Genomic DNA, 12,950 nt, shown 5'->3' with positions numbered 1-12,950 from the left:
GAGCTGGTGACCGATCTGGTGACCGAGCTGCTGACCCGGCTGCTGGAGGGGGGCGGGTCGCTCCGGGCCGGTGCTCACCGCGGGCGTGCTGGGCGGCGCGCCGGGGTGCTGGGGCGGGGCCGCCGCTCCTGCAGCCGCGGAGGTGCTCGGCGGCGGCCCGGGGTGGGGGCTGGAGCCGGCGGGGCTCACCGAGCGCACCGGTCAGAGGGGGCCACGTCCACGAGCGTAGGCCCGCACCGCCGCGGTGGAGAGGTCCTCCAGACCCCGGTCCTCCAGGGCCAGGACCGACAGGGTCGTGGTGAAGGCCAGCCGCAGCCCCCGGTCCGACAGCGGCAGCCCCGCCGGGCGCAGCGCCCCGGTGCGCAGGTCGGTGGACGGGCGCACCCGCAGCCACAGCGCGCCGGGGTCGGACCCGCGCAGCAGCGAGGCCAGCACGGCCCGGTCGGCCAACCACCCCGCCAGCGCGGTGCGCGCCGGCTCCGGCAGCCGCCAGCTGCGCGGCGCCAGCCCCGCCTCGATGCGCACGTGGGTGGCCACCACGCCCGCCGCCCCCGCTGAGGCGCCGCGCTCACGCCCCTCGCTGCCCGTGCCGCCGGAGAGGGCCTCATCGGCGTCGAGCGCCAGCCACGAGGCCGACCGGCGGGGCCAGCCGATGCCGGCGTCGGCCGTGCCGCCTGCGGAGGGGTCGGCCAGGACGACGTCGGACTCAGCTGCCTCGGCGATGTCAGCCGTCTCAGGACCACGGTCGTCAGCGCTGGCACGAGCGCCGTCGCCAGCGCCGTCGTCGAACAGCGGGGGAGTGACGGCGTCCCCGTCGATGTGCGATCCGCTGTGCGGGTCGATGTGAGGGCCGAGTGGTGAGGCACTCGTGTGATCGGAGCCGATCGGTGACGCGAGGTGTGAGGTACGCGGTCGGTCGTGAGGTGTGCTGTGAGGTGAGCTGTGGGATGTGCGGTGAGGACCGTCAGGTGTCAGGTCGGTGGCGTCATCTGACGCCTCCGCCGGCGGAGCGCTCGTGCGCGGTGAGGTCGTCACGTCGGCCAGGCGCAGGGTGGCCATGACGTCCTCGCGCTCACCGGTGAGGGCGAGCAGGTGCACGTGGGCGCAGAAGCGCGTCCACACCGCGGGGTGCACGGCCAGCGGGCGGGCGTCGGGGTGGGCCTTGATGAGCAGGCGGCGCACCGGGTCGGGGTCGGGTCCAGGTGCCAGCGGGGGAGCGGGCATGCGCAGCACCGCCGCCAGTGAGGCGGTGGTGCCCGCGGGCAGGGCGCCGGTGGACTCCGCGTGCTGGGCCAGGGCGCGCACGGCGGAGGCGCGTGCGCGAAGGCCCGGCAGGGAGGCCGGGGGGTCGGCGGTGGCGGCCGCGTCCAGCCACGCCCGCACGGGTGCGGGCGCCAGGGCCGCGGCGGGGGAGGCGGGGGAGGCGGGGGAGGCGGGGGCGTGGGCCAGCAGCTCGCGCAGGGCCCAGGTGCGCTGGCGCTGGGTGGAGGGGCTGGTGGCGCCCAGGGTGGCCAGGTAGCCCTCCACCAGGCGGGCCAGGGGTGTGGGGGCGGCCGTCGGCCGACCCTCCTCTGCTGGTGCACCAGCAGAGGAGGGGGCAGCGGGGGTCGCAGGAGGCGGTGTCTGCGGGGAAGGCACGACACCCATCTTACGGTGCTTGATAACGGAACCAAGCGTTCTCCACCCTCCGCCGGTCACCCCCACAGACCCCACGTCCTCGCGAACCGCGTTCGGGATCAGGTCTGGCCTCGACGTACTGACGGTCCGGTCGAGAGGGGCGGTGGGCTCTGCATGGTTCCGTTATCAAGTCAGGGGAGTTGGCGCCGATAGAGCTCGAGGGCAGGGCCGCGCGAAGAGGGACGTTGCAGCGGTCCAGGCACCCGTGGACAGATGCGCGGACAGATGCGTGGACGTACAAGCGGGCGCAGGCGTGGGGGAGTCAGGGAGGGGTCGCAGAGGGGTTGCCGAGCTCAGGCCCGGGGCAGCAGCCGGAAGCCGGCGCAGACGGCGTTCATCCGCACGATGCGCCCGCCGTCGCCGTCCAGGTCGAAGTAGGCGCGCTGCTCGACCAGGTGCAGCCCGGCCTCGTTGCGCACCAGCAGCCGGTAGTCCACCCGGGGGCGCCCGCCGGCGTCACCGTGCTCGACGGAGAGGACCTCCTCGACGGTGTCGCCGGGCTCGAACCAGGCGAACAGCACCTCCTGGACGGCCTGCTCGGCCCCTCGGGCCCGCCACAGCTGCGCCGGGGTCATGCCGTAGAAGTCGACGTCGTCGGCCAGCATCCGCCGCAGCGCCGCGGCGTCTCTGGCCGCCAGCGCCTTCACGAACGCCTCACCCGCCGCGCGGGCCGCCTGCTCTGACACCGGGCCAGGATGGAGCACACTGGCGGCCGTGGCCACCAGCACCTCACGCACCTACCGCACCGAGGTCGTCGGGCAGTTCGAGCGCCCGCAGGGAGAGCTGCGCCAGCGGCTGCTGGCCACCCAGAGCGAGCACGACGTGTTCTCCTCGGCGTTCACCGAGGACGGGTGCTGGACCTACGGGCCGACCCTGACGCGCTTCACCGTGCGCCACCTGCTCGTGGTGGACGCCGCCTCGGCGGTGGCGGCCGACGAGGACGCGCGCACCGAGGCGCTCGTGCGCGCGATGGAGCTGCTGGAGCAGCAGGGCGTGGGCTGGCGCGGAGACCTGACCGTCTCGGTGACGTGCCTGGAGGACGTCAAGCCCCGTCGCTGAGGGAGGGCCTGACCACCTCGTTCTCCGAACTGCCTGACATAACGTCGATTATCGGCGTCCGAGGAACGGCCAGGGGAGCAGCTCGAGGAGCCGGTGGCCCACGACCTCCGACCACCCGGGTGCACCGTCCCCTCCAGGCATGCTGACCGATCTGACCGCCCTGTCCGGTCCGCAGGTCCGCAAGGTCTGCAGCCGTGCAGCTCTGCAGGCCGGACACCCGCGGCCTCGGGCAGGCGCACGAGGCGCTCGTGTCGCCGACTTGGAGGCCAGGAGGCCAGGAGGCCAGGAGGCCAGGAGGCCAGGAGGCCGGGCGGCTCGCTGGCCCGCGCCACCTGCGGCCACCGGGATGCTCCGGCAGGAGGTCGCGGAACCCGGCGGCGGCCGGTCGTCCGGGATCGCAGGGCTCCGGCCAGGACCCCGGTGCTGCGCCGGGTACCGCACTGGCCGTCGCGGCCGTCCGCCGTCCGCCGTCCGCCGTCCGCCGTCCGCCGTCCGGATCATGACCGGCTGCAGGATGCCGGCGGCGCGTGAGTCGAGGCGCCCGTAGTCACCTCCCAGACGCCCGGGCCAGCGGCGCGGGCCGGTTGCTCGTCGGCGTGGCTGTGCCCCGACGCGGGCGGGTGCGTGGCGGAGGTCGCCGCCTGCTCCCCTGTCCGATGATCGCTTCCTGGCGCTCGCTGCCGTTATCAGTCTTGCTGGCAGTGGCGCTCGGCAGCACGTCGCAGGACAGCAGGCACCGCCGGTCCCGGCAGCGCGGGGGCGGTGGGACAGGATCGGCCCATGGGTGGGGTGCTGGCCGGCTTCGCGACGATCATCGCCCTCATCGCCCTCGGAGCACTGCTCGCCCAGCTGCGGGTGCTCGACCTCGACGCCCAGCGGGTGCTCTCCCGACTGGCCTTCTACGTCGCCTCCCCCGCCCTCATGGTCGTCACCCTGGCCGGCGCCGACGTGCACCAGGTGCTGTCGGCCAACCTCGTGGTCAGCGCCAGCGCCTTCGCGGCGACCGCGACCGCCTACGTCCTGCTCTCCCGCCTGCTCTTCCCCCACGACCTGGCCCGCACGACCATCGGCGCGCTCTCGGCCGCCTACGTCAACGCCGGGAACCTGGGTCTGCCGATCGCCGCCTACGTGCTGGGAGACGCGGCCCTGGTGGCGCCGACCTGGCTGCTGCAGCTGCTCGTGCTGCAGCCGCTGGCTCTGGTCGCGCTCGACGTCGGCGTCGCGGACCGCCGGCCAGCCCTGGGCGCGGTCCTGCTGCGACCGCTGATGACGCCCCTGACCGTCGGCTCGCTGCTGGGCCTGGGCCTGTCGCTGAGCGGCCTGCAGCTCCCCGCCCTGGTCGCCGACCCGCTGCAGCTGGTGGCCGGGATGGCGGTGCCGGCGATGCTCATCGCCTACGGGATCTCCCTGCGCCTGGGACCGCGGCCGGGCAGCGGTGCAGCGGTCACTGAGCTGGCCACGATCACCGCCCTGAAGGTCGTGGTCATGCCGCTGGTGGCCTACGCCGCAGGGCGCTTCGCCCTGGGGATGCAGGGCGCTCCCCTGCTGGCGGTGACGGTGCTGGCCGCGCTGCCCACGGCGCAGAACATCTTCGTGCACGCCTCCCGCTACGAACGCGGCGTGGCACTGTCCCGCGACGCCATCTTCACGACGACGGCGCTGTCCGTCCCGGCGATCACCGCGGTCGCCGGCCTGCTCGCCGTGTGAGGAATGGAGTCTCCCGTGATGCGCGATCAGGGCGTCACAGCACTCTCCCACATCTCACACCCAGGGAACCGATCCACTGACCTCACAGACGTGATGTGAGAGCCGTACCGCACATGACGTCACCTCACGTGTGAGGTGACGTCCTGATGGCCCCTCGGGTGTTCGCAGCGGAGTCACATCTGCTTGAGTGGTCGTGTGAGTGCACAGCGGTGGGATGAGATCACGCGGTGGGTCGACGCCGACGGGCGCGTCGCGCTGGGGGCCCTGGCCGCTCGCTTCGAGGTCTCGGAGATGACCATCCGTCGCGACCTGGACGCCCTGACAGCCGCCGGCCGGCTCCAGCGGGTGCGCGGTGGCGCGGTCAGCCTGACCACGGCGGCGTCCCCCACCGGCCGACCGGCCGCGGAGGTCGACCCCGCCTCCGCCCCACCCCGCGCCCCGACGGCGGCGCAGCCGGCTCCCGTCTCCCCCGCGGAGCTGCCTGCCGCTGCGCCGAGCCCCCCGCCGGCCCCCTCCCCAGCGCGCCCAGGGGCACCCGCGCCGGCGGCGGGTGCCGGCGAGGCAGACCGGTTCCTTGGCGTCGAGGACGCCGGCACCTCCCCCGGCGCCGCTCATCGAGCACCAGCATCGCTCGGTTCCGTTATCGCTTCGTTGGCAGCTGCCCTGCCGCCGGGCATCACCCCGCCCCGCACGGGCGGCACCGCGCCTGCAGCCGACGCCTCGCCGCACGACGCCGACCCGGACGAGGCCCAGCCCGTCGCCCCCGTGAGCGCCCCCGTGAGCGCCCCGGGCCCCCGCACCGGACCCGACGGCTTCCGCCACGACCCCCAGGTCGCCCCCTGGCGCCAGGGGCGTCCGGCCGAGGAGGCACCTCCGGGCTGGGACGTCCCGGCCCCGTCCTCACCGCGCCCCACCGCTCCCCCACCGGGCCGCGGCACCGACCCCTCCGAGGACCGCCGCGACCACGTCCACGGCGCCCGCCGCGACGACGTCCACGCCGCCCGTGACGAGCGCGGTGCGGACCCCACCGGCCCCCTCCGCGCCGCGGGCAGCGAGGACCCGTGGGTGCGCGCCGCCCACGCGGCCCTGGCCGATCTGGCCCCCGGCTCGGCCGTCCTGCTGACCGGTGGCACCGGCTGCCTGGCGCTGGCGCACCACCTGGTCCGCGCCGCCGCCTCCGGCGCGGCCCGCACGCCCACCGCCCTGACCGTCGCCGTGACGGCCCTGGCCCCGGCGACGGTGCTGGCCGGGGCCCCCGGGGTGCGCCTGGTGGTGATCGGCGGCGAGGCCGAGCAGGGCGGCCCGGACCTGGTCGGACCGGCCGCGCTGGCCGCGCTGGACGACCTCCACCTCGACCTGGCCGTGCTGACCCCCACCGGCCTGGACGCCCGCGGGGCCTGGGCCGCCACCGCAGCGGGGGCGGCCCTGGCCGCGGCGGCGGTGGCCCGCGCCGAACGGACCGTCGCGGTCGTCGCGCCCACGGCGCTGGGGCGCCCGGGTCTGGTGCGCGCGGCGGGGCTCAGCGCCCTGGCCCGGGTGGTCGCCGTCCCCGCCCCCGGGGAGGACAGCGCGTCCCTGGCCTACCGGCTGCAGGCGGTGCGCGCGGGCGCCCCCAGCGCACCGGCGCTCGTCGCCGCCTGAGCGCGCGAGCCGCCACCGGGCTGGCGGCCCGGTCGGGGTCAGCCGGCCCGGCGGGCTCAGCCGGCCCACCTGGCTCGGCCGGGTCAGGGCGTTCCGGCGGTGGCGCTGCGCGCGCGCACGCCCAGGGCGCGGGAGCAGGCGACGACGACGAGCGCCGCCAGCGCCGCGGCCGCCACCGGCAGCAGCAGCGCTGCCTGTGCCCCGGGACCGTCGATGATGCGGCCGGCCACGGCGGCGCCCACCGAGACGCCCAGGCCCAGGGACGTGCCGATCCAGGCCAGCCCCTCGGTGAGCTGGCGCGCCGGGACGAGCTCGGCGACCAGGGCGTTGCCGGAGATGAGCGTCGGGGAGATCGCCAGCCCGGACAGGAACAGGGTGGCCGCCAGCACCGGGATGCTGCCCGACAGCGCGACCGGGGCGATGAGCACCGCCATCCCCACCGCGCCCAGCCGGAAGCGGCGCGGCAGGCTCCCCCGCCAGGTGACGGCCCCGAAGACCAGGCCGGCCAGCAGGCTGCCCACCGAGTACAGCGCGAGGACCACCCCGGCCGCCGCCGGCGCGCCGCGCTCGGCGGTGAAGGCGACGGCGATGACCTCCACCGAGCCGAAGACCACCCCGGTGGCCACGAAGGCCGCCACCAGCGCCCGCAGCCCCGCGTGCTCCATGACGCCGGCCGCCCCGCGCACCCGGGTGCGCCAGCCGCTCGACAGCCGCGGCCCCGCCCCCGCCGTCGTCGTGCTGGCCGCCACCGCGGGCGCGACGGGGTCCGCGCTGCTCGCGCCTGCGACGGGCGGCTGCGTGGAGCGCTGCAGCACCAGGGCGGTGCCACCCAGCACGGTCGCCGCGAGCGCGGTGGCCAGGGCCACCGAGGGTGAGACGGCGACGGCCAGGACGGTGGCCAGGGGTGGGCCGACGGTGAAGGTGACCTCGTCGAGGACGGACTCCAGGGAGAAGGCGGGGTGCAGGCGGGCGGGCTGGGTGCGCAGGGCCCAGGCCCAGCGGGCGCGCACCAGGGAGCCCCAGCTGGTGAAGGAGGCGCCCGCGAGCGCGGCGGCGGCGCCGATGAGCACGGCGTGGGTGGTGGTGGTCGATGGCTGGGCGCCGATGGCCAGGACTGCGGCGATGGCGGCGCTGTGGACGGCGAGCGCGGGCAGGGCGACGCGGGCCTGGCCGTGGCGGTCCACCAGGCGGCTCAGGACGGGGGCGCCCAGGGCGGCGGCGACGGCGGAGGCGGCGGCCACGGCGCCGGCGGCGCCGTAGGAGCCGGTGGCCTGCTCGACGAGGAAGACGTAGATGAGGCCGTACATGGAGATGGGCAGGCGGGCCAGGAGCCCGGCGGCCACGAAGGCGGGGGCTCCGGGGGTGCGCAGGACCTCGCGGTAGGGGTTCCTCATCCGCCGGCTGCGTCGTGGGCGGTGGGTGGTGGGTCGGCGGAGGCGCTGGGGTCGGTGGCGTCCAGGTCGAGGGGGGCGAGGTCGGCGAAGGCGTCGCCGGGGCCGGGGTTGTCGGGGTGGGCGGCGCCGCCGAGGTGGCGCACGACGCCCCAGACGGCGTTGAGGGCGGTGGTGACGGCGCCGTCGGCCCAGCCGGGGGTGAAGGAGATGTCGTCGCCGGCGAGGAAGAGGCCCTGCTGGGCGGGGGGCAGGTCGTCCCTGACGAAGTGGGAGAACAGGCGGCGCTGGTAGCGGTAGTGGCCGGGCAGGGCGCCGCGGAAGGCGCCCATGAAGTTGGGGTCGGACTCCCAGGAGACGGTGACGGGCTCGCCGATGATGTGGCTGGCGATGTCGACGCCGGGGTAGACCTCCCCCAGGGAGCGGACCATGAGGCGCACGCGCTCGTCGGTGGACAGGGCCAGCCACTTCAGGGCGTCGTCGTTCCAGGTGTAGCTCAGGCAGATGGTGGCGGGCTCGTCGTCTCCTCCCCCTTCGCCGTCCAGGAGGTAGGTGGCGCGGGTCATGCGGTCGGTGAGGGTGGTGGACATGACGCGGCGGCCGGTGGCCGGGTCCCTGTCGCGCCAGAAGGGCCTGTCGACCATGACGAAGGTCTTGGAGGACTGGGCGTAGTGGGACCTGTCCATGGCCATCCACGTGGGGTGGTCGAACAGGGCCTCCTCGGTCTCGATGCGCGCGGACAGCAGCCAGGACTGGCAGGTGACGACGACGGCGTCGTGGGCGGTGGTGCGTCCCCAGCGGTCGGTGACGGCGACCCGGGAGCCGGTGGAGGTGCCGGAGGTGGCCGAGCCGGCGCGGGCCAGGGCCGCCACCCCGGGGCGGGGGGCTCCCCCGTGCAGGTCGCGCAGGCTCTGGCCGGCGAAGGGGCCGTCGGGCAGGGGCTGGGCCCACAGGCGCAGCGGGACCTGCTGGACGCCGCCGAGGACGCGCTGGTGGTCCTCGTCGGCGTTGGTGGCGATGACGCGCAGGATCTCCAGGATGGAGTTGGGGAAGTCGGTGTCCCAGCCCCCGGTGCCGAAGCCGACCTGGCCGAAGGCCTCGCGGGCGGCGTAGGGCAGGGCGCGGAAGGCGGCGGAGGCGGCCACGAAGCCGTAGAAGCTCTGCTCGTCGCGGGCGCGCACGAGGGGGTCCCACAGGGCCTTGACGCGGGGCAGGTCGCGCTCGGCGATGGCGCGCTGCAGGTCCGGGACCCCGACCTCGGCCAGGGCGGAGGCCCAGGCGCGGGCGACCTCGGTGAAGAAGGGCGGCAGGTCCGCGGCGCTCTCGGCGTAGTGGACCTGGCCGCCGAGGTCGATGACGGTGGAGGCGGCAGTGGGCGTCAGGGGGTTGGGGAAGGGGGTGGTGCGGGCCCGGACCAGGTCGAGGTAGTGGAAGAAGGAGCGCCCGGAGGTGGGGAAGCGCATGCCGCCGAGCTCGGCCAGGACGCCGTCGACCCCGCCGGGGAAGGGCACCGAGCGGAGCCGGCCGCCGATCTGGTCGGCCTCGTGGACGACGGGGCGCAGCCCCAGGCGGGCGAGCTCGTAGGCGGCGACGAGGCCGGAGATGCCGGCGCCGACCACGGCGACGCTGGCCCCGCGGGCCTCGGCGGGCACGCTGCCCAGCCCTGCGGGGTGGGTCAGCCAGCGGTCGTGCTCGAAGGGGAAGTCGGGGGTGAGCATGGTCACCTCCGGGTGCGCCAGGGTGCCGAGCACCCCCTCGCCGGTGGCGGAGGTCACGAGCGGGCTCCCAGAGCCATGAGGGAGACCAGGTCGTAGGCGACGTGGCTGGCGGCGACGGCGGTCATCTGGGCGTGGTCGTAGGCGGGGGCGACCTCGACGACGTCGGCGCCGACCAGCTGCAGCCCGGCCAGGCCGCGCAGCACCTCCAGCAGCTCGCGGCTGGTCATGCCGCCGGCCTCGGGGGTGCCGGTGCCGGGGGCGTGGGCGGGGTCGAGGACGTCGATGTCGATGCTGAGGTAGAGCGGGCGGTCCCCGATCCGCGAGCGCAGGCCGTCCACGACCTCGTCGACGCCGCGGCGCATGACGTCGGCGCTGGTGACCAGCCCGAAGCCGAGGCGGGCGTCGTCGACCAGGTCCGAGCGGCCGTACAGGGGGCCGCGGGTGCCCACGTGGGTGAGGGCGCCGGGCTCGAGCAGGCCCTCCTCCACGGCGCGGCGGAAGGGGGTGCCGTGGGTGTAGGGGGCGCCGAAGTAGGTGTCCCAGGTGTCCAGGTGGGCGTCGAAGTGGACCAGGGCGACCGGGCCGTGGCGGCGGGCGACCGAGCGCAGCAGGGGGAGGGCGATGGTGTGGTCCCCGCCGAGGGTGACCAGGCGGGCGCCGGCGCCGGAGAGCTCGTCCGCGCCGGCCTCCACCTGCTCGATCGCCTGTTCGATCGAGAAGGGGTTGGCGACGACGTCGCCGGCGTCGACGACCTGCTGGCGGGCGAAGGGGTCCAGGTCCAGGCCGGGGTGGTGGGGGCGCAGCAGGCGGGAGGCCTCGCGCACGGCGGCGGGCCCGAACCTGGCGCCGGGGCGGTAGGAGACCCCGGAGTCGAAGGGGACCCCGATGACGGCGACGTCGGCGCGCCCGACCTCGTCGGCGCGCGGGAGGCGGGCGAAGGTCGCCGGCCCGGCGAAGCGCGGGACCCGGGAGGAGTCCACCGGGCCGACCGGAGCGCTGGGCTGGTCGCTGGACCGGTCGCTGGGCTGGCTTGTCGACTGCTCGGAGAGCTCCTCGGGCACCACGACGAGCATCGTAGGGAGGCGGTCGAGGGCGCCGGGGACGAGGACGCGCCGCGAGCGCCGCGCCAGGGCCGGACCGCTGGGCGGCCCGGGGCTGGGCGGCTGGGCGGCCCGCTCCCGCGGTGTTCACCTGCTCGACACCCCGCGCGGGCCAGGAGCGCCCCGTCACGGGCTCGCGCTGCGCCAGACTGCGCGGGTGAGCGGCCCGAGGACGAGCCCGCGCGCCCACCCCCCGGAGCCCTCGGGGTCCCCGGGGCCCGGGGCGCCGGCCCCGGGCGGCGGGCCGCCCTTCCTGGGCCTGCGCGGCCCGGTGGGCCTGGCGCACCGCGGCAGCGCGGCGCACCCGGAGAACTCCCTGGCCGCCTTCGAGGCCGCCGTGGCGCTGGGGCACCGGGTGCTGGAGACCGACGTGCACACCACCGCCGACGGGGTGCTGGTGGCCCTGCACGACCCGACGCTGGACCGCACCACCGACGGCTCGGGCCCGCTGTCGGCGCTGGCGTGGGAGCAGGTGGCCGCGCTGCGGCTGCGGGACGCCTCCGGGGCGGTCACCGGGCACGCCCCGGTGCGCCTGGTGGACCTGCTGGACGCCTGGCCCGCAGCGAGCCCGCGGGTGCGCCTCAACGTCGACGTCAAGGAGCTGGCCGCCGTGGTCCCGCTGGTGGACCTGCTCGCCTCGCGGCCGCGCGAGGCGGAGCGGGTGTGCGTGGCCTCCTTCTCCGACGCGCGGCGGCGCGCGGTGGTCGCGGGCCTGGCGGCGCGGGGGGTGCGCGTGGCCAGCTCGGCGGGCACCGGTGGCGTGCTGCGCTTCCTGGTGGGCGCGCGCCTGGGCCTGCGCGGGCGGGTGCTGCGGGCGCTGGTCGGTGCCGACGCCCTGCAGGTGCCCCCGGCGACGTCCGTGCCGGTCGGCCGCCGGCGCCTGCCGGTGCACCTGGTGACCCCGGCGCTGGTCGACGCCGCGCACTCGGCGGGCCTGGTGGTGCACGTGTGGACCGTGGACGACCCCGACCAGATGAGACTCCTGTTCGACACCGGGGTGGACGGGGTGGTCACCGACGACGCCGCCGCCGTCCGCGAGGTGCTCCGCGAGCGCGACGCCTGGCCGCCCCGCGAGGCGCCGCAGCCGCCGGCGCAGGACCAGCACGACCACCAGCACCAGCACCACGACCAGCACCGGCACGACGACGAGGGGGTGGGCCCGTGAGCGCCCAGGCGGCCACCGGCCTGACCGCGCAGCAGCGGGGGCGCGCCCGCCGCGCCTGGTACGTCTACGACTGGGCCAACTCCGCCTACGTCACCACCACCGCGACGGTGCTGTTCTCCCCCTACCTCACGGCCGTCGCCGAGGCGGCGGCGTGCCCGGGCGGGGTCGGGCAGGTGGTGCGCGACGGGGCGACCACCTGCCCCGTGCCGCTCAGCGTGCTGGGGGTCCCCGTGGCGCCGGGCTCCCTGGCGCTGTACGTGGTCACCTTCGCCACGCTGCTGTCCGCGGTGGTGCTGCCGGCGGTGGGCGCGGTGGCCGACAGGTCCCGCTCCCCCCGCCGCCTCATGACCGGCTTCGCGTGGGTGGGGGCCGCCGCGGCGTCGTGCATGGTCTTCGTGGCCGGGGACCGCTGGGTGCTGGGAGCGCTGCTGCAGCTGGTGGCCAGCCTGTGCCTGGGTGCCTCGCTGGTGGTCTACGACGCCCTGCTGGTCCGCCTGGCCGGGCCCGAGGAGCGCGACAGGGTCTCCAGCCGCGGGTGGGCGCTGGGGTACGCCGGTGGGGCGCTGCTGCTGGCGGCCAACCTGGTGCTGCTGGCCCGGGCGGGCTCGCTGGGGCTGGACGAGGGCTCGGCGGTGCGGGTCTCGCTGCTCAGCGCGGGGCTGTGGTGGGGGGCGTTCACGCTGGTGCCGCACCTGGGGCTGCGCCGGCTGGACGGCGAGCCCGCCGTCGTCGTCCTGCCCGGCGCGCAGGGCGAGCCCCCGGCCGGCACCGCCCGCGTCGTGGCCGGCTCTCTGGGGCAGCTGGTGCGCACGCTGCGGTCCGCGCCGGCCTTCCCCCAGACCCTGCTGTTCCTCGTGGCGTACCTGTTCTTCAACGACGGGGTGCAGACGGTGATCGCCGCGGCGAGCATCTACGGCCAGCAGCAGCTGGGCTTCGCCGCCTCCCAGCTGGTGGTCGCGATCCTGCTGGTGCAGGTGGTGGCGCTGCTGGGGGCGCTGGCCGCGGGCTGGGTCGCCCAGCGCACCAGCGCCAAGGCCACCGTGCTGGGCAGCCTCGTGGTCTGGGTGGGAGTGGTGGCGGCCGGGATGGTCATCCCCGCCGGTGAGTTCGGGCTGTTCCTGGCCCTGGCCGCGGCGATCGGCCTGGTGCTGGGCGGCACGCAGGCGCTGTCGCGCTCGGTCTTCAGCCAGCTGGTGCCGGTGGGCCGCGAGGCGGAGTGGTTCGGGCTGTACCAGTCCGCCGAGCGCGGCACGAGCTGGCTGGGGACGCTGGTCTTCGGGCTGGTGTTCCAGCTGACCGGGTCCTACCGGCCCGCGATCGCCTCGCTGGTGGTGTTCTTCGTCGTCGGTGGGGTGCTGCTGGCCCGGGTGGACGTGGCCCGCGGCCGCCAGCAGGCCCAGCGGGTGCCCGAGCAGCCCGTCGGTGGCGGCACCGGCTGAGGCGCGCGGCAGCGACGCCGGCTCAGGGGGCGGGTGCGACGCCGGCTCAGGGG

At 76.5% G+C, this 12,950-nt stretch carries 10 protein-coding genes and 1 pseudogene; 6 read left to right on the top strand and 5 right to left on the bottom strand.

The features are described 5' to 3' along the window. Window positions 1-201: 201 nt before the first annotated feature. Together ACUN9U_RS10350 and ACUN9U_RS10345 are read right to left on the bottom strand one after the other, a co-directional pair. Window positions 202-1,638, bottom strand: coding sequence for a hypothetical protein (locus ACUN9U_RS10350; protein WP_445484872.1), 1,437 nt, complete (start codon window positions 1,636-1,638; stop codon window positions 202-204). A gap of 332 nt (window positions 1,639-1,970) precedes the next feature. Then, entirely contained in the window at window positions 1,971-2,363 is a 393-nt protein-coding gene (locus ACUN9U_RS10345) for a hypothetical protein (RefSeq protein ID WP_445484871.1), read from the bottom strand. Window positions 2,364-2,391: 28 nt separating this feature from the next. On the opposite strand from ACUN9U_RS10345, the gene ACUN9U_RS10340 reads away from it, so the two are divergent. From ACUN9U_RS10340 to ACUN9U_RS10325, 4 genes and pseudogenes are all read left to right on the top strand, one after another. Next, window positions 2,392-2,736 (top strand): DUF6204 family protein, encoded by a 345-nt coding sequence (locus ACUN9U_RS10340; RefSeq protein ID WP_445484870.1) that lies wholly within the window; start codon window positions 2,392-2,394, stop codon window positions 2,734-2,736. A 780-nt stretch (window positions 2,737-3,516) separates the two neighbouring features. Continuing rightward, window positions 3,517-4,443, top strand: a complete 927-nt coding sequence (locus tag ACUN9U_RS10335) for an AEC family transporter (protein WP_445484869.1) — start codon at window positions 3,517-3,519, stop codon at window positions 4,441-4,443. Between the two features lie 195 nt (window positions 4,444-4,638). Beyond that, window positions 4,639-4,806 (top strand): annotated as a pseudogene (locus ACUN9U_RS10330) (DeoR family transcriptional regulator); the annotation flags it as partial. 288 nt (window positions 4,807-5,094) lie between these two features. Continuing rightward, window positions 5,095-6,084, top strand: a complete 990-nt coding sequence (locus ACUN9U_RS10325; RefSeq protein WP_445484915.1) for a hypothetical protein — start codon at window positions 5,095-5,097, stop codon at window positions 6,082-6,084. Between the two features lie 83 nt (window positions 6,085-6,167). On the opposite strand, the gene ACUN9U_RS10320 is transcribed toward ACUN9U_RS10325, so the two are convergent. From ACUN9U_RS10320 to speB, 3 genes are read right to left on the bottom strand one after another with little or no spacing between them, the layout of a single operon-like run. Then, window positions 6,168-7,478, bottom strand: coding sequence for an MFS transporter (locus tag ACUN9U_RS10320; protein ID WP_445484868.1), 1,311 nt, complete (start codon window positions 7,476-7,478; stop codon window positions 6,168-6,170). Next, entirely contained in the window at window positions 7,475-9,193 is a 1,719-nt protein-coding gene (locus ACUN9U_RS10315) for a flavin monoamine oxidase family protein (RefSeq protein WP_445484914.1), read from the bottom strand. Before ACUN9U_RS10315 ends, ACUN9U_RS10320 begins: the two co-directional genes overlap by 4 nt. 53 nt (window positions 9,194-9,246) lie before the next feature. After that, window positions 9,247-10,173 (bottom strand): agmatinase, encoded by a 927-nt coding sequence (gene speB, locus ACUN9U_RS10310; protein ID WP_445484913.1) that lies wholly within the window; start codon window positions 10,171-10,173, stop codon window positions 9,247-9,249. Between the two features lie 277 nt (window positions 10,174-10,450). On the opposite strand from speB, the gene ACUN9U_RS10305 reads away from it, so the two are divergent. After that, window positions 10,451-11,458, top strand: a complete 1,008-nt coding sequence (locus ACUN9U_RS10305) for a glycerophosphodiester phosphodiesterase family protein (protein WP_445484867.1) — start codon at window positions 10,451-10,453, stop codon at window positions 11,456-11,458. Beyond that, entirely contained in the window at window positions 11,455-12,897 is a 1,443-nt protein-coding gene (locus ACUN9U_RS10300) for an MFS transporter (RefSeq protein ID WP_445484866.1), read from the top strand. The genes ACUN9U_RS10305 and ACUN9U_RS10300 overlap by 4 nt, the downstream gene beginning before the upstream one ends. Window positions 12,898-12,950 lie beyond the last annotated feature (53 nt).

This window comes from Quadrisphaera sp. KR29 (genome assembly GCF_052644995.1).
Note: the sequence above shows the minus strand (reverse complement) of the source record. Positions and strands in the feature narration are given on the sequence as shown.